Annotated in this window: 12 protein-coding genes; 1 reads left to right on the top strand and 11 read right to left on the bottom strand. The window is 63.8% G+C overall.

All coding sequences use genetic code 11. From position 1 onward, the window contains the following. Positions 1-94: 94 nt before the first annotated feature. The 3 genes from AC3IR3_RS07735 to cmk form a co-directional block, all read right to left on the bottom strand. Complete coding sequence (locus AC3IR3_RS07735; RefSeq protein WP_132141403.1) at positions 95-394, bottom strand: integration host factor subunit beta; 300 nt, start codon at positions 392-394, stop codon at positions 95-97. 65 nt (positions 395-459) lie between these two features. Beyond that, on the bottom strand, positions 460-2,133 hold the full coding sequence (rpsA, locus tag AC3IR3_RS07730) for a 30S ribosomal protein S1 (RefSeq protein WP_489196345.1): 1,674 nt from the start codon (positions 2,131-2,133) through the stop codon (positions 460-462). A gap of 165 nt (positions 2,134-2,298) precedes the next feature. Continuing rightward, entirely contained in the window at positions 2,299-2,979 is a 681-nt protein-coding gene (gene cmk / locus AC3IR3_RS07725; RefSeq protein WP_132141401.1) for a (d)CMP kinase, read from the bottom strand. Between the two features lie 124 nt (positions 2,980-3,103). On the opposite strand from cmk, the gene AC3IR3_RS07720 reads away from it, so the two are divergent. Further along, positions 3,104-3,361, top strand: coding sequence for an acyl-CoA-binding protein (locus tag AC3IR3_RS07720; RefSeq protein WP_489196344.1), 258 nt, complete (start codon positions 3,104-3,106; stop codon positions 3,359-3,361). Here the strand turns inward: AC3IR3_RS07720 and treY are convergent. The 8 genes from treY to AC3IR3_RS07680 form a co-directional block, all read right to left on the bottom strand. After that, the gene (gene treY / locus AC3IR3_RS07715; RefSeq protein WP_489196343.1) at positions 3,328-5,991 is read right to left on the bottom strand and encodes a malto-oligosyltrehalose synthase; all 2,664 of its coding nucleotides are present in this window, start codon (positions 5,989-5,991) and stop codon (positions 3,328-3,330) included. The genes AC3IR3_RS07720 and treY overlap by 34 nt on opposite strands. Beyond that, on the bottom strand, positions 5,988-8,066 hold the full coding sequence (gene malQ / locus AC3IR3_RS07710; protein ID WP_489196342.1) for a 4-alpha-glucanotransferase: 2,079 nt from the start codon (positions 8,064-8,066) through the stop codon (positions 5,988-5,990). Before malQ ends, treY begins: the two co-directional genes overlap by 4 nt. A 3-nt stretch (positions 8,067-8,069) precedes the next feature. Continuing rightward, the gene (gene treZ / locus AC3IR3_RS07705) at positions 8,070-9,830 is read right to left on the bottom strand and encodes a malto-oligosyltrehalose trehalohydrolase (protein WP_489196341.1); all 1,761 of its coding nucleotides are present in this window, start codon (positions 9,828-9,830) and stop codon (positions 8,070-8,072) included. Continuing rightward, entirely contained in the window at positions 9,827-11,935 is a 2,109-nt protein-coding gene (glgX, locus tag AC3IR3_RS07700; protein WP_489196340.1) for a glycogen debranching protein GlgX, read from the bottom strand. The genes treZ and glgX overlap by 4 nt, the downstream gene beginning before the upstream one ends. A gap of 11 nt (positions 11,936-11,946) precedes the next feature. After that, positions 11,947-14,133: a 1,4-alpha-glucan branching protein GlgB gene (gene glgB / locus AC3IR3_RS07695; RefSeq protein WP_489196339.1), complete on the bottom strand. Its 2,187-nt coding sequence runs from the start codon at positions 14,131-14,133 to the stop codon at positions 11,947-11,949. After that, positions 14,130-17,450 (bottom strand): maltose alpha-D-glucosyltransferase, encoded by a 3,321-nt coding sequence (treS, locus tag AC3IR3_RS07690; RefSeq protein ID WP_489196338.1) that lies wholly within the window; start codon positions 17,448-17,450, stop codon positions 14,130-14,132. Before treS ends, glgB begins: the two co-directional genes overlap by 4 nt. A gap of 3 nt (positions 17,451-17,453) precedes the next feature. Then, complete coding sequence (locus tag AC3IR3_RS07685; protein ID WP_489196337.1) at positions 17,454-20,744, bottom strand: maltotransferase domain-containing protein; 3,291 nt, start codon at positions 20,742-20,744, stop codon at positions 17,454-17,456. 152 nt (positions 20,745-20,896) lie between these two features. Beyond that, positions 20,897-21,523, bottom strand: a complete 627-nt coding sequence (locus tag AC3IR3_RS07680; protein WP_489196336.1) for an FMN-binding negative transcriptional regulator — start codon at positions 21,521-21,523, stop codon at positions 20,897-20,899. Positions 21,524-21,597: the final 74 nt, after the last annotated feature.

Genomic DNA, 21,597 nt, shown 5'->3' with positions numbered 1-21,597 from the left:
TACAGGTTCAGCCCCAGGGAATGTACGGCCAGTCTGCGCTTGAGCGCGCTTGAGCGCAGGCAGCCCCCGGATTGCGGGCAAAAAAAACGCTGCGTTATTCCGCAGCGTTCGTCTCGGCCAGATTTACGCGTTCGCGTAATTCCTTGCCCGGTTTGAAATGAGGCACGTGCTTACCCGGCAACGCAACCGCTTCGCCGGTCTTGGGGTTTCGGCCCATGCGCGGCGGACGGAAGTGCAGCGCGAAGCTGCCGAATCCGCGAATCTCGATGCGCTCACCTGTGGACAGGGCGTGGCTCATTTGCTCGAGCACGCTCTTGACCGCAAGTTCCACATCACTGAACGCAAGGTGGGTCTGGCGCCGCGCCAGCGCCTCGATCAGTTCCGATTTGGTCATGGGTCCCCTGACTTCCTGACGCTAAAGGAAACGAGGGGCGGCTGGCCGCCCCTCGTCCGACTGCCTTAGTCGGCCTTGTTCATCTGCTCTTTCAGGAGAGCGCCGAGCTTCGTGGTGCCACCGGCGGCAGACTGGTAGTCGGCCATGGTGTCCGTAAGCTCTTCCTCGTCCTTCGCGCGGATCGACAGCTGGAGCTGACGGCCCTTGCGATCCATGCCGGTGAACTTGGCTTCGACCGCATCGCCAACCTTCAGGTACTGCGTGGCATCTTCCACGCGTTCCTTGGCGATGTCGTTGGCGCGGATATAGCCTTCGACGCCTTCGCCCAGGTCGATGATGGCACCCTTCGCGTCGACTTCCCTCACGGTGCCGTTCAGAACGGTGCCGCGCGGATTCGTAGCCATGAACTGACCGAACGGATCCTGCTCCATCTGCTTGATGCCGAGGGAGATGCGCTCGCGCTCCGGATCGACCGCCAGGACCACGGCTTCGACTTCGTCGCCCTTCTTGAAGTTGCGAACGAGGTCTTCACCCGAAACCTGCCACGAAATGTCGGACAGGTGGACGAGGCCGTCGATGCCGCCTTCCAGACCGATGAAGATACCGAAATCGGTAATCGACTTGATCTGGCCGGAAACCTTGTCGCCCTTCTTGTGCATGGCGGCGAAAGCTTCCCACGGGTTCGAACGGGTCTGCTTGATACCCAGCGAGATGCGGCGACGCTCCTCGTCCACGTCCAGAACCATGACCTCGGTCTCGTCACCGACCTGAACCACCTTGGCCGGATTGACGTTCTTGTTGGTCCAGTCCATTTCGGAAACGTGCACCAGACCTTCGACGCCCGGCTCGATCTCAACGAAGCAACCATAATCGGTGACGTTGGAGACCTTGCCGAACAGACGGCTGCCGACCGGGTAGCGGCGGGCGATGGCGACCCACGGGTCGTCGCCGAGCTGCTTGAGGCCGAGCGAAACGCGGTTGCGCTCGCGGTCGTACTTCAGCACGCGGACGTCCAGCTCGTCGCCGACGTTGACGACTTCGGACGGGTGACGCACGCGCTTCCACGCCATATCGGTGATGTGAAGCAGACCGTCGATACCGCCGAGGTCCACGAACGCGCCGTAATCGGTCAGGTTCTTGACGACACCCTTGACGACCGCGCCTTCGGTCAGACGCTCGAGCAGCTTCTCGCGCTCTTCCGAGAACTCGGTCTCGACAACGGCGCGACGGCTGACGACCACGTTGTTACGCTTGCGGTCGAGCTTGATGATCTTGAACTCGAGGTCCTTGCCTTCCAGATAAACCGGATCGCGGACCGGACGGACGTCGACCAGCGAGCCCGGCAGGAATGCGCGGACGTCCTTGATGTCGACGGTGAAACCGCCCTTGACCTTGCCGGAGATCTTGCCGGTGATGGTCTCTTCCTTGTCGAACGCCTGCTCGAGGTCGTCCCACACCATCGAACGCTTGGCCTTCTCGCGGGAGAGCTTGGTCTCGCCGAAGCCGTCTTCCAGGGCGTCAAGAGCAACCTTGACCTCATCGCCCACTTCTACTTCCAGGGCGCCCGACTCGTCCTTGAACTGCTCGATGGGGACGATGCCTTCGCTCTTCAGGCCGGCGTTGATCACCACCACGTCGTTGCGGATTTCCACAACGATACCGGTGACGATGGAGCCGGGCTTCAGCTTGGAAATAGCCTGCTGGCTCTGTTCAAACAGTTCGGCAAAACTTTCAGTCATGTTGATTCCAGGGTTATGAAAGGTCGGACCCGCCGGCGCCAGACATCATTGCTGTGCGCGCGTACGAAGCGACCCACCGGTTGTGGGTGTCTCGGAAAGGATCTTCCTTGGCACCGTTGCCTAAATGCCCGCGCATCAGCGCGGACGGGAATGCCGGATGCCCCCTTACGGGTGCAGTACGGCGAATACTTTCTCTACTACAGCCTCGATCGGCATGCCCGTCGTATCGATCAGGACAGCCCCCTCGGCTGGCTTCAGCGGGGCGACCGGGCGCGACGCGTCTCGCTCGTCGCGTGCCTCGATCTCTCGCAGCAGGCCTGCAAGTGTAACGCTCAGACCCTTATCCTTCAACTGCTTATAGCGCCTTTTCGCGCGCTCGGACGCGCTGGCCGTCAGGAATACCTTATGGGCGGCATCGGGGAAAATCACCGTCCCCATGTCCCGCCCGTCCGCCACCAGACCCGGGGCCTTCCGGAACCCGTGCTGCAGGTCCACCAGGGCCTGACGCACCGACGGGATCGCGGCGATGGCCGAGGCCGCGGCGCCGGCCGTCTCGGTACGCAGCTCGTCCGTGGCGTCGTGGCCGTTGACCAGAACGTGGGTCTCGCCCCCGTCGGGACTGGCGACGAAGCGGATTTTCGTCGTCTGGGCGCAGCGGGTGACGGCGTCGACGTCCGAAAGATCGATGCCCTCGGCGCCGGCGGCATAGCCCACGGCCCGGTAAAGCGCGCCCGAATCGAGCAAGCGCCACCCCAGCTTGTCGGCCACGAGGCGGCTGATGGTTCCCTTGCCCGAGCCCGACGGTCCGTCGATAGTTAAGACCGGAACGATTGCCGGATGGGCCATGGGATTTCCTCGCGCCTGAAACCGCCATGATATCGCGTTGCAGCACGGCCCTGCCCATTGGACGTCGATGTCGGGCGCATGCTACAAGCCCCATCCCGTAGACCCATCCGAGCGCCCTCCTCACATGGCCGATCTCCAGAGCCAGTTCGAACAGGCCGCCCGGGATGCCTCCGGGCTGCGGAAGCGCCCGGACAACGACACCATGCTCCAGCTCTACGCCCTCTTCAAACAGGGCTCGGAGGGCGACCTCAAAGGTAAACAGCCGGGATTCTTCGATTTCGTCGGCACCGCCAAGTACGAAGCCTGGGGCAAGCTCAAGGGCACGACCCGCGACAACGCCATGAAACGTTATGTCGCACTGGTCCGTTCGCTGCTCGACTGACGGCGTTTTCCCGGTTTACCCGCTTCCCAGACCGCTACGGGCAGTCCATCGAGGAGGTCCGCCACGCTGGCGACCCCTTCCCGTATCGTGGTCGAACCACCTCCGAGCAGGCTCCAGTACTCGCCATCGGCCAGCCCGAGGCGCGTCCCGCTCCAGCGCTCCGCCGGGATCGCTGGGGTAGCCGCTCCGCCCAGCCAGACCGCCGTATGTCGCGCCACCAACACCACGATGCGATGGCTGCCACGGTGCCGCTCGAAGGCCAGCAGCCGGTCGGCGGCCGCTCCGTCCACCGCCAGCGGCCGGTAGCCCCCGCGGGCGAACAGGACCGGATGCCCGGCACGCAGCTGCAGAAGCCGGTGCAGGATCGCTTGTTTCAGCGGACCGGTACGCCAGGACGCCAGCTCGTCGGTCACGGGCCGGGCGGCGGCCAGCGAGGCGCGCCGGGCGGCAAAATCCACCGGGAGCCTGTTATCCGGGTCGACCAGACTGAAATCCCAATAGTCGGTGCCCTGATAGAGGTCCGGCACACCCGGCGTGGTCAGTCTCAGCACCATCTGCGCAAGGCCGTTGGCCGCGCCGGCGGATGCGACGAAGTCCACGAACGCGGCGATGTCCCGGGCGAAACCGTCGCCTCCGGTCAGCAGATCGCGCATGAACGCCTCGCAGGCGTCCTCGTAGGGTTCGTTCGGCGACGTCCACCGCGTCCAGCGTTTCGCCTCCCGCAGTGCCTTGCGCTGCCAGCCGGCGATCCGGTCGGCAAACGCCGCCATTCCGGTGGCATCGTCAGGCCGCAGATCGAGCGGCCATGCGCCAACCAGCATCTGATAAAGCATCAGTTCGTCGGGTGCGGCTGGCGCCATGCGCCCCTCGGCCTTGCGGCGCAGTTCCGAGTGGCGCGCACGCCATCGTTCGACCGTAGCGATCCACATGTCGGAAATTTCGGACAGCACGGCTAGTCGCGCCCGCAGATCCTCGCCGCGCTTGTGGTCGTGCGTCGCCGTGGCAAGCAGATTGTCCGGATGGTGACGTGCCCGCGCACGGGCATGCGCATGGAAGTCGCCCACGGAAATTGCCAGGCGTGCCGCGTCCGCGCCGACTTCGTTGCGCGACAGCAACCGTCCATAGCGATAACCGGCCGTGTCCTCTACCGCCTTCGCGGCAACCGGCGACGTCGCTTGCTGAAAGACCGCGATTGCCCGCTCGCGCGCACGCCTGGCCGCCCCGGGCGGCATCGAACGCGGCGCCTGCCCGCCCAGCCACACACCCACCTGATGGAGCAGTTCGGCATCTTCCAGACGAAGCGTCCGCGCGGCGCCCTCGATAGCGCGACCGAAAACAGCCTCGTCGAAATCGTCCCTGCCCGCGCCACCCGCATAGGTGCGATAGACGGGGAAATGAATCAGCAATTCGATGAGCACGCGGCGAATGGCTGGCAACGACACGTCCCGCGTGGCGACGTCCGCGCGCGCCGACGCGAACAGTGCGCGTGCCGTCCGATCCAGTTCGGATTCGAAACTGTCCACCAGAATCTGTCGACGCGCACCCACGGCCTGCGTCGCGAAGTCGGCGCGATCCCCGGTCGTGTTTCGCCAGAGTTCCGTCAGCGGCGCTTCGCCCGATTCGTCGTGCAGCACGGCCGACACCTGATCCATGAATTCATAGCCGGTCGTCCCATCCGTGCGCCAGTCCACCCGCAGCGGCTCGTCGTCCGCAAGAATTTTTTCGACGACGAGATACGCCGCATCGCGCGGCGCGCCTTCCGGACGCTGACCGCGCAAACGTTCCAGCCGGTGCCGTAGCTGCCTGCAATACCTTCTGGGATCGGCGAGGCCGTCGACATGATCGCAGCGCACGCCATCGATCAGCCCTTGCGCGTAAAGGCGAAAAATCAGCGAATGCGTATCTTCGAACACCGCCGTTCGCTCGACGCGCAGACCCGCCAGTTCGTTGATATCGAAAAAGCGCCGGTAGTTGACGATGTCGCTGGCCAGCTTCCAGAAGGCGAGCCGGTAGTGCTGGCTCTCGATCAGCCGATGCAATCGCTCCCTGCCTCCGGACGTTGCAGCGTCGTAATCGTTAAGCGCATGGTCATCGAGCCCCGCGCATGACTCGGGCGACAACGGCAACCGTTGATCGTAAACGCGCAGCTTGAACTGCGTGCCCTCGCGAACGAGCGCCAGGTCGGCGGCCGCAAGCGCCTCGTGGTAGGGCGCGCCGAGGATGGGTAACAGTACACGTCCGCGCACAAGGGGATCGGCAGCCTGCCAGTCGATGTCGAAGTAACTGGCGTAACGGCTCTCCCGGCCATAGGCGAGCACGTCCATCCACCATGCGTTCCCCGCACCGATACCCATGTGGTTCGGCACGATGTCGACGATGAGTCCCATACCGCGCGAGCGCAGTTTCGCGACCATCGCGCGCAACCCGGACTCACCGCCCAGCTCGGGATTGACCTGGTGGCAATCGACGACATCGTAGCCATGCGTCGATCCCGCGCGCGCACGCAGGATCGGCGATGCATAGAGATGACTGATGCCGAGATCGGCGTAGTAATCGACCGTGTCCAGCGCATGCTCGAATGTGAATCCGGCATGGAACTGCAAGCGCGCTAACGCACGCGGCGGACTCACGAACGCGCCCGCGCCGCCGCAATGGCAACGCACGTGGCGTGCGCGATCGGTCCATCGAAGAGGCGCGACGACGAATCGGGCATGCGCCTTCGCCAGTTCGGATGGATGGCATCCGTCGGACCCGGCAGGTTGGGCTGTTCGTGCAGGCCCAGCACATCCTCGACGGGAAAGATCGTCAGCGGCGACGGCGTACCGGCGACGTGCTTCGCCGCGGCAACCACCACGGGAGAAATATCGTCGGGCGCTGGCGGCGCATTTTCATCCCACGCGGCGCCCGACGCACACAGCGCTCGCCACAACAGGTCGCGATCGCGTACGCGTTCGGCCATCTCGTCGACGGCTGGATTATCCAGCCCCGTCAGCTTGCGCCACGTTACGTCCCTCCCACTCCACCAGCCCGCGACGGTGGGAACGTCGTGTGTGCCGGTGGTTGCCATGGCCTTTGGCGACCACTCCGACGGAGCGATGAATCCGCCATCCGCCGCACGCTCGAACCAGAGTACGCGAATGCCGAGTACACCCGCGTCGCCGATGGTCCGACGAAAGTCCGAAGGCACCGTGCCGAGATCCTCGCCGATGACGATAGCCCGGTGCAGATGCGATTCCAGCGCAATCAGCCGCAACATGTCGGTCAGCGGATAACGCACGTACGCGCCTTCGGTCGCACCGGCGCCATGCGGCACCATCCAAAGCCGCTTCAGCCCCAGCACATGATCGATACGCACACCGCCCGCATGGGCAAGCGCGGCACGCAGCATGCCGATGAAGCCACCGAAGCCCGTTGCCAGCAAGCCTCGCGGCGAGAACGTCGTCAGTCCCCAATCCTGCCCCAGACGATTGAGCGCATCGGGAGGGGCGCCGACCGAAAGCCCCTTGAGCACTTCGCGCTGGTGACTCCATGCGTGACTGCCACCGCTGTCCGCACCGACGGCCAGGTCCGCGATCAGGCCGATCGCCATGCCCGCCTGGCGCGCGGTTTGTTGCGCAGCGTCGAGCCCTTGTGCCGCGAGCCATTGCAGATAGGCGTGAAACGCAACCTCGCGGGAATGTTCGCGTGCGAACGCGGCAACCTCCGGCGACATCGGATCGTGGAATTCGCTTGGCCACCCCTGCCAGCCGCCCGGACGGCCGTGCGCGCTGAAATGCGAATGCAACGCTTCGAAACGTGCGTGACGTTCCAGCGATTCGCCTTTCTCGCGGCGAAACGCCATGAAGCGCTCCGCGTGCGCGAAATCCACCGATACCCCCTCGAACAGCGAGCGCAGGACAGTCATGCGCGCCCTGGCCGCACGCGGCCAGTCGATAAGTTCAAGCCATTCCAGCTCGGCCAGTTCCTGCCTGAGGTTATGCGTATCGATCACGGCACGCATCATCTGTTCGCCGTTGACCGTCGACGGATCGACATACAAAGCGTTGAGGAATAGACGGCTCGATGGCGAATATGGGCTATAGCGCTCGGGAGCGGCGGCGAACATCGCGTGCAGCGGACTGATCGCAAGCGCATCCGCCCCCTTTTCCGCGGCTGCCCGCGCGCATTGTTCCAGTGCCGAGAAATCGCCAATGCCGCCGTCGCCCGGACGACGCAGCGCCGCCATCTGCACGGCAACGCCCCAGGGACGATCCGCACCGCGCACGTCCCCGACACCGAACGCGCGGCCGGGCGCGACAGCAAGCGCAACGTCCTCGTTCCCCAGTTGTAGCCGGTAATAACCCGGCACCAGAGGAGCCTCGATCGACGTCGCGCCTGTCGGCAGTTCGCCTTCGATCAGCGTAGCGCCAATATCGGTAGCCACACGATAACGGCGACCGCGTCCGGCCGCCGACACATTCAGCGGCTTGCCGGCTTCTGCCGTAATCAACGCGGGCATCTGCTTCCCATCGCGCTCCCGCTCGACGCGATCGAGGCTCGCATCGATGTCGTCGCTGGAATCGGCGGGAAGATCCAGTGCCCGCAGAACGGCGCGCAACGTGTCGGAACGCACGACCTGAGGCTGGTCGTGCGCATCCCGCCAGCGTACGTCGACGCCCGCGAGTTCCGCGAGCCTGGCGAGACGATCATCGATGGACGCATTCACAACTTAAGACTCCACGCAGACGAGAGTGTGACGGGACGGAAGAAGACCGCGCGAGACCGCCGCAATAGCAACCGCGTCTCCATGAATCCACGCAGCCGATGCCGATGGTGGCGTTTTCAGGGTGACGTCCGCGTCGCCGAGGTTCGCGAAGATCGTCAACACCTTCGTTCCCAGTTTCCAGCTTGCACGGAAGGCATGCTCTCCAAGAGTGCGCGTCCCCGTCGAACGCGCATCGTCTATCCATGGCGCAATATGTCGCGCCCGCAGAGCGAGCAGTTCGCGCACCAGCGCGAGTCGCCGCCGACAGACCGGATCGTCGGCCTCGACCATGTCGGGACGGGACGCATCGAATGTCGACTGGGCAGCCGGATCGGGCATGCCGGTGCCGGAAAAACCCGCGAACGCCGCGAATTCCTTGCGGCGTCCCTCGCGCACCGCGTCGCGAAGCGCCGGTTCGCCGAAGTCGGCAAAAAACAGGAACGGCGTGCGACTCCCCCAGTCCTCACCCATGAACATCAGCGGGACGAAGGGCGCAAGCAACAGGAGCGCCGTGGCGGCGGCAAGCACCGCTTCGTCGACCAGCGTCGTCAAACGGTCGCCCAACGCGCGATTGCCGATCTGATCGTGGTTCTGCAGGAAACTCACGAAACGCGCCGGCATCTTGTCCGCGCTGTATTCGCCGCGATGCTTGCCACCCATGATTTCGCCCTGCCAGGCGAAGCCTTCGGCAAGCACGCGTTCGAGCTTCGGCAGGGGATCCTGATAATGCGCGTAGTAGCCTTCCGATTCGCCGGTGATCAACACATGCAGCGCATTGTGGAAATCGTCGTTCCATTGCGCATCGAAACGCTCGCGTCCCAGCAGGTGCGCCTGATTGGACTCGTTCTCCAGCACCAGATGGATATGGCGGCCGGGCCCGGTCACCGCACGTACGCGGCTGGCCAGCGAAGCCAGCCAGCCGGGATTGCCAATGGCATGCACGGCATCCAGACGCAGGCCGTCGATACGAAACTCCTGCACCCAGTACAACGCGTTATGCACGAAGTAGTCACCCACTTGCGGCACCGACACGGCAATCGCGGGGCCCCACGGCGTATGCGGTTTGTCCTGGAAGAACGGCGATGCATACGCGCCGAGGTAATTTCCTTCAGGCCCGAAATGGTTATAGACGACGTCGAGAAACACCATCAGTCCGAAACCGTGCGCATCGTCGACAAGCCGCTTCAGATCGTCCGGGCTGCCGTAAGCCGCCGCCGGTGCGAAGGGAAGGACGCCGTCGTATCCCCAATTGCGCTCTCCCGGGAACTGCGCAATAGGCATCAATTCGATGGCCGTGAACCCGAGTTCGGCCAGGCGCGGTAAAGCCGCGCGTACGCCTTCGAAACCGCCTGTCAATCCGGCGTGAACTTCATAGATTACCGCCTCGCGCCATGGCCTGCCCTTCCAGTCGCCATGCCTCCACGTGTAATCGGTCGGTTCGGTAATCACGCTATAGCCGTGCACGTCGCCGTTTTTCTGCAGACGCGAGGCGGGATCGGGAACCGTCAGTCCGTCTTTCACACGAAAGCGGTAGCCCGTGCCCACCGGCGCATCCAGCACGCCTTCGAACCATCCATCGGCCAGCGCGTGCATGGCCAATGCCGCACCCGCATCGGTTTCCACGAAGACGGTATCCACATCCGGTGCCCACAGCCTGAACCGTGCGCGTCCGCGACCGAGCGGGCGCACGCCGTAAGGCATGGCATGGGCGAACCGTGTCGTCATGTGTTTTCCGTGCGCACCGCCGCCGCGAGCATAACCACACTGCGCCCCTGCACCTCGATCGACGGCTCCGTATACGCGGTTTCCGAAGCGGTGGGATCGGCACTGTTGCAGCGCAGCCTCCACGGCAGCGACGGCTGCGGAAGATGGAACGCATGCGCTTCGGGCGTCGCGTTGATCAGTACCAGCGTGACGTCGACGCGTCGTTCGCCATATGCCTGTGCCCGACGCAATCCCAGCAGACGTCCTTCCGTATAGTCCCAGGTGGCCTGTGTCATCTCCGCGCCGCTTTCGTCGAACCAGGCAACTTCCTTGATACCTGGCGCGGCTTCCTTATCGCCACGGAGGAAGTGCGCGGCACGCAGCGTGGGATGCTGTTCGCGCAGGCGGATAAGCCGCGCGACAAAGTCGGTAAGTTCGCGCCCACGGTCGGAAGTCGCCGCCTTCCAGTCGTACCAGGAAATCTCGTTGTCCTGGCAGTACGCATTGTTATTGCCGTTCTGCGTGCGACCGAACTCGTCGCCGCCCAGCAGCATGGGCGTGCCATGCGAGAAGAACATCGTGGCCAGCATCGACCGCTTCGTACGGTCGCGCGCCGTCTGAATGGCGGGATCGTCGGTCGGTCCCTCAACGCCCTGGTTATAACTCTCGTTGTCGTTACCGCCGTCGCGGTTATCCTCGCCGTTGGCTTCGTTGTGCTTGTCGTTGTAGCTGACCAGATCCTCCAGCGTGAAGCCATCGTGCGCGGTGACGAAGTTCACGGAGGCCCAGGGCTTGCGGCGCTGGTGATCGAACAGGTCTCCCGACGCCTGCAACCGGCCGGCCAGCACCCCGCGCATGCCCGCATCGCCCTTCCAGAAGCGGCGCACGTCGTCGCGGAACTTGCCATTCCACTCGGCGAACCCGGGCGGATGATTGCCTAGCTGATATCCCCCCGGGCCGATGTCCCAGGGCTCGGAAATCAGTTTCACCCCCGCAAGGACCGGGTCCTGGCGCATCGCATCGAACAGACCGCAGCAGGGATCGAAGCCGTGTTCCTCCCGACCCAGGCTCACGCCGAGATCGAAGCGAAAGCCATCGATATGAAACGTCGTCACCCAGTAGCGGAGCGAGTCCATGACCAGCTGGATCACACGGGGATGCGCCGTGTTGACCGTATTTCCCGTGCCGGTGTCGTTGATGCAGTAACGGGGATTGTCGGCCAGCAGCCGGTAATAGCTTTTGTTGTCCAGACCGCGGAAGGACATCGTCGTCCCGAGTTCGCTGCCCTCGCAGGTGTGGTTGTAAACCACATCGAGGATCACCTCGATCCCCGCCGCATGCAGCGCCTGCACGGCCGCCCGTATCTCGTTGAGGGTGCCTTCCGAAAGATAACTTGGCTCGGGCGCGAAGAAGGCCAGCGTGTTGTAGCCCCAATAGTTGCGCAATTTCATCTCGGCCAGGCGACGGTCCTGCACGAACGCGTGCACAGGCAGCAGTTCGACAGCGGTAATACCCAACTTCACCAGATAGTCGATGACGTAGGGATCGGCCAGCGCGAGAAACGTTCCCCGCTCGTGCGGGCGGATACGTTTGAGTGTGCGCGTCAGCCCGCGCACGTGGGTCTCGTAGACGACCGTTTCGTTCCACGGCGTGTGCGGGCGGTTGTCGACCGTCCAGTGCATGGGCTCGTCGACGACAACCGCCTTGGGCATCGCCATCGCGCTATCGCGGCGATCGAACGAAAGATCGGCGCGCGACGACGAAACACGATAGCCGTGCAGCGCGTCGGACCAGCGGACCTGACCGTGCAACAGCCGTGCATACGGATCGAGCAGCAATTTGTTCGGGTTGAAGCGATGGCCTTCCTCCGGCTCGTACGGCCCGTGAGCACGGAAACCGTAGAGCGCGCCGCCGCGGACGCGCGGGAGGTAGCCGTGCCATATCTCGTCGGTACATTCGGGCAGATCGTAGCGGGCGATCTCCCGTCGACCGGACGGATCGAAGAGGCATAGCTCGATGCGTTCGGCATGTGCGGAGAACACCGCGAAATTCGTGCCCATGCCGTCGCACGACGCGCCCAGTGGATAGGGCGAGCCGGATTGCATACGTTCGGGAAGTGCGGGCATCGATAGTCTCGTCAGTCGGCGATAAGGATGACGGTGGCCAGTGGCGGCAACGTAAGGGACAGCGAAGCTTCGAATCCGTGGCTGCCGACGTCGTCCGCATGGCGGCCACCATCGTTACCCCGTCCCGAGCCACCATAGACAGACGCGTCGGTATTGATCGCTTCGCGCCAGCGCCCACGCAGGGGCACGCCGATGCGGAAATCGCGATGCGGGATCGGCGTCATATTGCAGACCACCAGCGCGGGCTTTCCGTCCGCCGCGAACCGGAGCCACGCAAAGACGCTCTGCGCCGCATCGTCGCCGATCACCCAGCGGAAGCCGCGCGGGTCGGTATCCCACGCGTGCAGGGCCGGCTCGGCGGCATACAGACGATTCAGGTCGCGGACCAGCGTCTGCACACCGAGATGTTTCGGATCGTCGAGCAGGTCCCACGCGATCTGCGCATCGTGATTCCACTCATGCGGCTGCGCGATCTCGCCGCCGTTGAACAGTAGCTTCTTGCCCGGATGCGCCCACATGAAACCGAAGTACGCGCGCAGATTCGCGAAGCGCTGCCAGTCGTCGCCCGGCATCCGTCCGAGCAGCGAACGTTTCCCGTGGACGACCTCGTCGTGCGACAACGGCAGCACGAAACGCTCCGACCAGGCGTAGACCATGCCGAACGTCATCTCGTGGTAATGCCAGCGTCGATGGATCGGATCGCGCGACATGTATTCCAGCGTGTCGTGCATCCAGCCCATGTTCCACTTGAACGTGAAACCGAGACCGCCATCGGCGACCGGTTGCGTTACACCCGGCCATGCCGTGGATTCCTCGGCAATGGTCATCGCATCCGGATGCCCCTCGGCGATCAGCTGGTTAATCCGGCGCAGGAACGCGATCGATTCCAGATTCTCACGGCCGCCATAGATATTCGGCACCCACTCGCCGTGCTTGCGGCTGTAGTCGCGGTAGAGCATGGAGGCCACCGCATCCACGCGCAGACCGTCGACATGAAAGCGTTCCAGCCACGCCAGCGCGCTGGCGATGAGAAACGCGGAAACCTCGTTGCGGCCGAGGTTGAAGATCATCGTATTCCAGTCCTGATGGAATCCTTCGCGCGGGTCCGCATGTTCGTATAGCGGCGTGCCGTCGAAATGCGCCAGGCCATGGATATCGGTCGGAAAATGCGCGGGCACCCAATCGACGATGACGCCGACACCCGCCTCATGGCAACGATCGACGAAGCGCGCGAATGCCTCGGGCGTACCGAAGCGCGACGTCGGCGCGAACTGCCCCAGCGGCTGGTAACCCCAGGAGCCGCCGAACGGGTACTCGGATATCGGCAATAGTTCGATATGCGAAAAACCCATACCCGAGACGTAGGGAATCAGCCGCTCGCCCAGCATGTCCCAATCCAGCGTGCCGCCGTCGGGTGCCCGCAACCATGAACCGGCGTGCAGTTCGTAGATCGAAAGCGGCGATCCGGCGTGATGGAGTTCGCCGCGCCGCTTCATCCATGCCTGATCCGTCCAGCGAAACGCTTCGGGATCGGCTACGACCGAGGCCGTCGCGGGTGGAAGCTCGGCGGCAAGGGCCACCGGATCGGCACGCTGGGTCAGGGAACCGTCGGCGCCCCATATTTCGTACTTGTAGCGGGCCCCGGGAAGCAGTCCCGGCACGAACAGCTCCCATACGCCGGCCGGCATGCGCAGACGCATCGGATGACGCCGCCCATCCCAGCTGTCGAAATCGCCGACCACGCTCACGCGCCGGGCGTTGGGCGCCCACACGGCGAAACGTACGCCGTGCACGCCATCGACGGTTACCGGATGCGCCCCCAGGCAACGGAATAGTTCAATATGGGTACCGTCGGAAAGGCGGCGCAGGTCGTCGTCGCCGAGCAGCATCCCGAATTCGTAGGGATCGTGGGTTTCCTGCACGCCCGCCGGCCAGCGAACCCGCAGGCGATAGGCGCCGTCGCCATCGACGACTCCGGCGAAGAATCCCGCCGGGTCCACACGGCCAAGCGCGCCGAGGGACGTGCCGGCGGCATCGATAACATCCACCGCCAGAGCACCCGGCTGCAACGTGCGAATCGTTCGGCGCCCGTCGATCCGGTGAGGCCCGAGCACCGCGAATGGATCCCCGTGTCGCCCCTCCACCAACGCTGCGATCGCAACGGCATCGGTAAGACCGAGGGCGTTCCTGTCGATCACGCGTCGTTCTCCAGCTCGTTGGCGGTATCGCCACGGGCGGCATGCAGCAGCCCGCGCACGGGTACGTCCAGCCAACCCGGCCGGTTCGCCGCTTCGTAGTTCACTTCGTAAGCCGCCTTCTCGATAACGAACAGTTCGAGCAACGGGGCAAACGCATCGGTCCCCACCCAACGCACCGCAGCCGTATCCAGCACGGCGCGATAAGCGGCGAGGAAGACAAAGGCCGCGCGTTCGCGGAACTGCGCGAGATATTCGCCGAAGCCCGCATCCTCGACCGGGGCAAGACCGTCCTCGCCGCGCATCGCCATGGCGGCCGCATAGTCCAGCGAGCGCAGGAACCCGGCGACATCGCGCAGCGACGTCACTTTCGCGCGGCGTTCCGCCAGCGTGCGCGCGGGCTCGCCTTCGAAGTCGATGATGTACGCATCGTCCTGCACGACAAGTATCTGGCCCAGATGGAAATCGCCGTGCGCACGCGTCAGCAACGCGCCCTCGCCCACCCGGCCCAGCGCATCGATGCGACGATCGAGCGTATCGGCGAAACCGTGCAAGGCGGCAATATCTTCATCCAGATCCGTTAGGGATGCGGCCGCCCCATCGATGGCCTCCAGCGCACGAGCAACCTGCTTGCGAACCGAGTCGCGCAACGCCGCCACATCCATCGCCGTTGCCTTGCGTGGCGCGAACGCGTCGACCTTGCTTGGTGCAGCGAGTACGGCATGCAACTCGCCCAGACGCGTACCCACGGCGCGCGCGAAGCTGTCGTAACCCCGGGCGATTTCCTCGCGCCGGTCCGGATCGTCCGAATGGCTGTATTCGTCGTAACTGCGACTCAGATAGTCCAGCGTCCAGCGCCATGCGTCGCCCTGATTGCGCAGAAACCCCTGCAACACCGCCAGCGTCGTGCGCTCGCCCGCCTCGTCGATTCGCACCACTTCGCCCAGCAACGGCGCGGTGTTCGCATAGCCGTGTTCGGTGAGATAGCGGGACATTTCCACTTCGGGATTGATGCCGCCGGAGGTCAGCCGGAACAACTTCAGCACGCCGGTGTCGTGCAGGATCATCGAACTGTTCGACTGTTCGGTAAGCATCCAGCGGTTCTCGATCTCCGGCGGGAAGGTCAGCTTCGCGAACGCGTCGGTCGTTTCGAAATGAATGGAGCCGCCGGCATGCACCTGCAACTGGAGATTGTCGCGCAGGCCGATGAGCAGGCCCGACGCGAACGCTTCCAGCGAGAAACCGTCGGTAAGCAAACCGATGCGGCGGCCGCGGCGCACACGTGCCAATGCCAGCTGCTGAGCGCGCGACGACGGATTTTCGTCCTCCCACACAATACCTACCGGCAGGCTGTAGCGTTGCTTGCCGCCATCGGTCAGCGTGGCCTCTATCTCGCAGATAATCAGGTCGTCGCCACGATCGGGCCACGCCGCCGCATAGACGATGTGGACGCCTTCGATACCGCGATCCTTGGCATTGAACCAGCGCCGCACCGCGAGATATTTCGGCAGTACTTCGCGCTCGATCACCCCCCGGTGATGAGCCATAACCGGGCCTTCGATCAGTGGACCGCGCACGACCAGCGTTTCGTAATCGGGCATCGGCTCGGCGGGCTCCACATGCCAGTCGGGCATCTGCGCGTTGGCGCATATCTGGAACGCATAGAAGCCGTACGGCGGCAGCGTAAGCAGATAAGGCAAACGGCCGATCGGCGGAAAGGACGATCCGCCCATGATTTCGATAGGAACCTGGCCGTCGAAAGCGGCCAGATCCAGTTCGACGGCCTGCAGCGAGCGGGACATGTTCGCGACGCAGAGCACCTGCTCGCCGTCGAACTCGCGAAGGTAAGCCAGCACTTTGCGATTGCCGGGATAAAGGAATTTCAGCGTGCCGCGCCCGAATGCCTTGTAACGCTTACGCACCGCCAGCATGCGCCGCGTCCAGTTCAGCATCGAATGAGGATCGCGCGCCTGCGCTTCGACGTTGATCGCCTGATAGCCGTACAGCGGGTCCATGATTGGCGGCAGCACCAGGCTGGCCGGATCGGCGCGGGAGAATCCGCCATTGCGGTCGATGGACCATTGCATCGGCGTGCGTACGCCGTCGCGGTCGCCGAGATGGATGTTGTCGCCCATGCCAATCTCGTCGCCGTAATAGAGCACTGGCGTGCCCGGCATCGTCAGTAACAGCGCATTCATCAGTTCGATGCGTCGACGGTCGCGCTCCAGCAAGGGAGCGAGGCGACGACGAATGCCCAGATTGATGCGCGCACGACGGTCGGCGGCATAGGTTTCCCACAGATAATCGCGTTCCGAATCCGTCACCATTTCCAGCGTGAGTTCGTCGTGGTTGCGCAGGAAGATCGCCCACTGGCAGGCATCGGGAATCGCTGGCGTCTGCCGCATGATGTCCGTAATGGGAAAGCGGTCCTCTCGTGCGATCGCCATGTACATGCGCGGCATCAGCGGGAAGTGGAACGCCATATGGCATTCGTCGCCCTGCCCGAAATAGTCCTGCGTGTCTTCCGGCCATTGGTTGGCCTCCGCCAACAGCATGCGGTCGGGATAGTGTTCGTCGATCTCCTTGCGCATCACCTTAAGAATGGCGTGCGTTTCGGGAAGGTTCTCGTTGTTGGTGCCTTCGCGCTCGATCAGATACGGCACGGCGTCCAGACGCAGGCCATCCACGCCCATATCGAGCCAGAAACGCATTACATCCAGCACGGCCTTCAGTACGGCGGGATTGTCGAAGTTCAGGTCGGGCTGATGCGAGAAGAAACGATGCCAGAAGTACTGACCCGCGACCGGGTCCCAGGTCCAGTTCGATTTCTCGGTGTCCAAAAAAATGATGCGCGTACCGTCGTAAGCCTGATCGGTGTCCGACCAGACATAGAAGTTACGCGCGGCGGAACCTTTCTTCGCGTGACGTGCGCGCTGGAACCACGAATGCTGATCGGACGTGTGATTGATGACCAGCTCGGTAATGACGCGCAGTCCGCGATCGTGCGCTTCGGCGATGAAGCGCCGCGCATCCGACAGCTTGCCGTAGTCGGGATGCACCGCCTTGTATTCGGCGATGTCGTAGCCGTCGTCGCGCCGGGGACTGGGATAGAACGGCAGCAACCACAGCGTGTTCACGCCCAGGTCGGCGATGTAGTCGAGCTTGTCGATCAGGCCCTGGAAATCGCCTACGCCATCGTCGTTGGCGTCGAAGAACGACTTCAGGTGCACCTGATAGATGATCGCATCCTTGTACCAGAGCGGATCGACGGAGAATCCGGGTGCGGCCGTTTCGTTATGCGCTTTGACTCGTCGTGTCATGGATCAGACTCCGGGTAGCCGGACATGCCAGAGAGCGTATGGCTGACCGGGGCCAAGCCATACGTTCTGATACGCGCCGCGCCAGGTAATGGGATGGTCGTGCAGAAGGTCCTGAACAGTGACGTTGGCGTCGTTTCCCAGACCCCAGTCGGCCAGCGGAAGTTCGATGTCGGCACCCTGCGCGTTATGCGGATCGAGGCTGATCGCGACCAGCACGATGTCGTCGCTGTCGCGTGCGCGCTTCTCGAAGAACAGCACCCGATCGTTATGCGCCGCAAGAAACCGTACGCCGAGATGGCTCTGCAACGCCGGATGCGCACGACGAATACGATTGAGCTGGGTAATCTCGGCGATGATGTTGCCGGGCATCGTCCAGTCGCGTGGCTTGATCTCGTACTTTTCCGAGTCCAGATACTCCTCTTTCCCGGGTATCGGCGTGCCTTCGCACAGTTCGAAACCTGAATAGACGCCCCACAGACCCGAGAGCGTCGTGGCCAGCGCGGCGCGTATCAGGAACCCCGGCCGACCGGAGGTCTGCAGGAAGTACGGATCGATGTCCGGCGTATTGACGAAAAAATTCGGCCGGAAAAAATCCTTCGGTGCCGTCTGCGTGAGTTCCGTCAGGTAGTCGATGAATTCCTGCTTCGTATTGCGCCAGGTGAAGTAGGTATACGACTGGCTGAAGCCGACCTTGGCCAGACGGTACATCGGCTTCGGACGCGTAAAGGCCTCGGACAGGAACAGCGTGTCGGGATACTTCGACCGCACGCGCGCGATCATCCATTCCCAGAATGGAAACGGCTTGGTATGCGGATTGTCGACGCGGAACGTCCGCACGCCCTCGCCCGCCCAGTACAGCACCACATCGCATAGCGCGTTCCACAGCGACGGTACCGCGCCGTCCGAGTAGAAATCGACATTGACGATGTCCTGGTATTTCTTCGGCGGATTCTCCGCGTACCGGATGCTTCCATCGGGACGCCAGTCGAACCATTCCGGGTGGTCTTTCAGCCACGGATGATCCGGCGAACACTGGATGGCGAAATCGAGCGCGAGTTCCAACCCGTGTTCATAGGCCACGTCGCGAAGACCACGGAAGTCCTCGATGCTGCCCAACTGCGCGTGGATCGTCGTATGCCCGCCTTCGGGCGAACCGATCGCGTAGGGACTACCCGGATCGTCCGGCCCCGGCGTGAGCGTATTATTCTTTCCCTTGCGGAAAGCCATGCCGATCGGATGGATCGGCGGGAAGTACAGCACATCGAAACCCATGTCGCGGATCGCGGGCAAACGGCCGATGACATCGTTGAACGTGCCGTGGCGCGACGCATCGTTCGTCTGCGATCTCGGAAACAGTTCGTACCAGCTAGCGAACTCTGCTTCGCGGCGGTCCACGTCCACGACCAGCGTCGGATCGGAGGCGACAGCGAACGAGCGCGGATCGGATGCCGTCATATCGGCAAGCGTTTCGGCGGACAACAACAGTTCGAGACATTCGCTTTCATCGGCCTTGTTCAGACTGGCGAGCAACGCTCGCACAGCCCTGGCACGCGCGCCGCTCGCGCTGGCCGCGCGCGCTTCCACCAGCAGGCGACCTTCTTCCAGTTCGAGACTCACCGGCACACCGGCACGCTGCTTCGTATCCAGTTCGTAGCGATAGCTTGCGAAAGCGTCGCGCCAGGCTTCGATGCGATAGTCGAAACGCCCGGTACGCGTCGGCGTGAAACTGGCGGTGTAGACGTCGTTTCCCTGCGCCGTCATGACTTCTTCGTGCCAGCTCTTATCGTCCTGTGCGCGCCACTGCAGGCGCACGGCCAGCACGTCGTGTCCATCCATGAAAACGTCCGCGCTTACGTCGATGCGCTGACCGACAATGCGTTTCGCGGGAAAGCGGCCATCGTCCACACTGGGACTGACGGCTTCGATGCACAGACGCGACGCGCCGGTCGCCGCCTTGATCGACTCTTTCGCCTGAGCTGCACTGAGTTTGCGCTGGATGGGCGTGGCGCGACCGGCGGACAGCGCGACGACCTCGCCTGGCCCCAGGACGATGTCTTCACCCCCATCGAATACTTTGCGGCCATCGGCCGTCGCGTACGGTCCGAAGTGCGAAGCCGCACCCGTCAACGCATGCGCGGCACGGACGACCGCATCGCGATCCAGTGACGCATTCGCCAGAACCAGCCTCGCCTGCTTCGCGCGCCGGGGGTCCAGTTCGCTGGTCGACAGCAGAACGGCAACATTGCCCTCCGAACCGATATTCCAGTACGGCATGCGCATCGCGTTCGTATCCAGAACGTCGTTCGCCTTGCGCACGACGTCGGAAAGGTCGACCGAGCCTTTCGCGGCCATCGACGCGGGTGTGGTCGGTTCGCCGCGACGCGGGTCCAGTGCGTCGTGAATCGCGTACTCGAACCCCATGGGCATCATCCAGCCCGCTGGCGACGTGACGGAAAAATCGATAGCGCGGCGATATGCCCTCTCGCGTTGATTTTCTTCGCCGATGGCATCGCCAAGCCGCGTGGCGAACGGCACTTCGGGACACGCCAATGCAGGAGCGACGGCATCCAGACGCGCGGCCTCCTGAGCGAACCAAGGCGCACGGAAATCCCACCAGCTGGACGAAGAAACCGTGGCATCGAATCCCGCGCCGGCCAGCGCGGCAAGTTCGTCCGGCGTGCTTCCCGGCGTCCAGGCAACGAACACGGTATCCGGCGCGTCCGCCCGAACCGCATCGAAAAGCGTCTTCCACCGTGCGGCGGAAAGCCGGTGCGGATGCATGACCCGGTAACCGCGAATGCCTGCGCCGCTCCAGACCTTCAGCCGCTCGACCCACCAGTCGATGGCGGCATCGGCGACGGCGGGATCATTGAGGCGCCAGCGCGCGCTGTCGCTTTCCGCAGGCGTCCAGCGCGGATCGGGCGTGCCGTGTTCGGCAGCCACCGCACGGAACCATTCGGGGTGTTCGTTCCGCACGGGCGAATCGGAGGCCAGTTCGTCCAGCGGCAGGTCCAGCCACAGGGCCATATCGCGGGCCCGACACGCTTTGGCCAACTGGTCGAGCCGCTGTGCGGCATGCCCTTCGACGGTGAGCGTCGGATGCAGGCGATCGAAATCGCGGGTGACGAAGACATCGCCGCTGGTCGACGCATCGAAGGGCGGCGCGATCAGCAGTTGGCGAAAGCCGAGCGCTGCCGCGTGATCCAGCCATGCCGTCCAGTTCGCCAATCCACCCACCAGCAGCGGGTGGAGGTAATACATGCGAAACGGCGGACGTTCGGTACTGGCCGACATGGGATCTCCCAGGAGTAGGAAGCAAGCATGCCGAGTCGGATGTATGCATCGCGCCAAAGGAGGCACGAAGGTCACGCACGCTTACGGCCCCCACAGTGACGCAGGCCCGTGTTGCCGTAGTGTGAACGTGTGCTGGTCTTATGCGCGAATCGCTAGATTTCGCGCATTTGCCGTGCAATGGACTGCTCGTCGTCGCCATCGCGATTCGCGAGCAGACTCGCCGCACCGAGGCGATCGTCCGCCGTGCGGTTCTGGCTGAGCTTCCATTTCCCTTCGATGCGGACGATGGGAATGCGCAGTCCGACGATGGCGCCGAGCAGGCGTTCGACGTAGTCGGCCGGCGCGTCGTCCACGCTCCAGGGGCGGGACTGGGTGGCCGCTTCGTGACGCGTCGTCAGACGAACCAGCAGATCGCGCAGCCGCGTGGGATCGTCGAAGCGTTCCGGCACGCCGTACGCGTGGACGGCGATGTAGTTCCAGGTGGGAACTTCGCGGCCGTGCGTCGCCTTGCCCGGGTAGCCATTGGGCGAGATATAGGCGTGCGGACCGGCGAACATCGCCAGCGCTTCGCCGTCCGGGGGCGTCGCATGGGTATTCGGCCGGGCCACGTGGCCGTAAAGCGTGCCGAACGGACCTTCGTCGCGGGCGAGGATCAACGGCAGGTGCGTCGCCACGATGCCTTCGGGTCCGTGGGTCACGAAGGCCGCGAAGCCGATCGACTCCATGGTGTCGTGGAGGACGGGCAGGCGGGTTTCGGCGAAGGCGGTGGGGGTGTACATGACCCGGATTGTAGCGTTCCCGGGGCGAATGGACTGCGTGTGTGGGAGCCCGCTTGCGGGCTCCCACAAGAACA

It is taken from the genome of Luteibacter sp. GL_149, assembly GCF_057834065.1.
Note: the sequence above shows the minus strand (reverse complement) of the source record. Positions and strands in the feature narration are given on the sequence as shown.

Coding starts and splice junctions, on each gene's coding strand:
- treZ (WP_489196341.1), bottom strand. CDS start 9,830: ATGACGACACGGTTCGCCCATGCCATGCCTTACGGCGTGCGCCCGCTC.
- AC3IR3_RS07735 (WP_132141403.1), bottom strand. CDS start 394: ATGACCAAATCGGAACTGATCGAGGCGCTGGCGCGGCGCCAGACCCAC.
- glgX (WP_489196340.1), bottom strand. CDS start 11,935: ATGCCCGCACTTCCCGAACGTATGCAATCCGGCTCGCCCTATCCACTG.
- rpsA (WP_489196345.1), bottom strand. CDS start 2,133: ATGACTGAAAGTTTTGCCGAACTGTTTGAACAGAGCCAGCAGGCTATT.
- AC3IR3_RS07685 (WP_489196337.1), bottom strand. CDS start 20,744: ATGTCGGCCAGTACCGAACGTCCGCCGTTTCGCATGTATTACCTCCAC.
- AC3IR3_RS07720 (WP_489196344.1), top strand. CDS start 3,104: ATGGCCGATCTCCAGAGCCAGTTCGAACAGGCCGCCCGGGATGCCTCC.
- AC3IR3_RS07680 (WP_489196336.1), bottom strand. CDS start 21,523: ATGTACACCCCCACCGCCTTCGCCGAAACCCGCCTGCCCGTCCTCCAC.
- cmk (WP_132141401.1), bottom strand. CDS start 2,979: ATGGCCCATCCGGCAATCGTTCCGGTCTTAACTATCGACGGACCGTCG.
- treS (WP_489196338.1), bottom strand. CDS start 17,450: ATGACACGACGAGTCAAAGCGCATAACGAAACGGCCGCACCCGGATTC.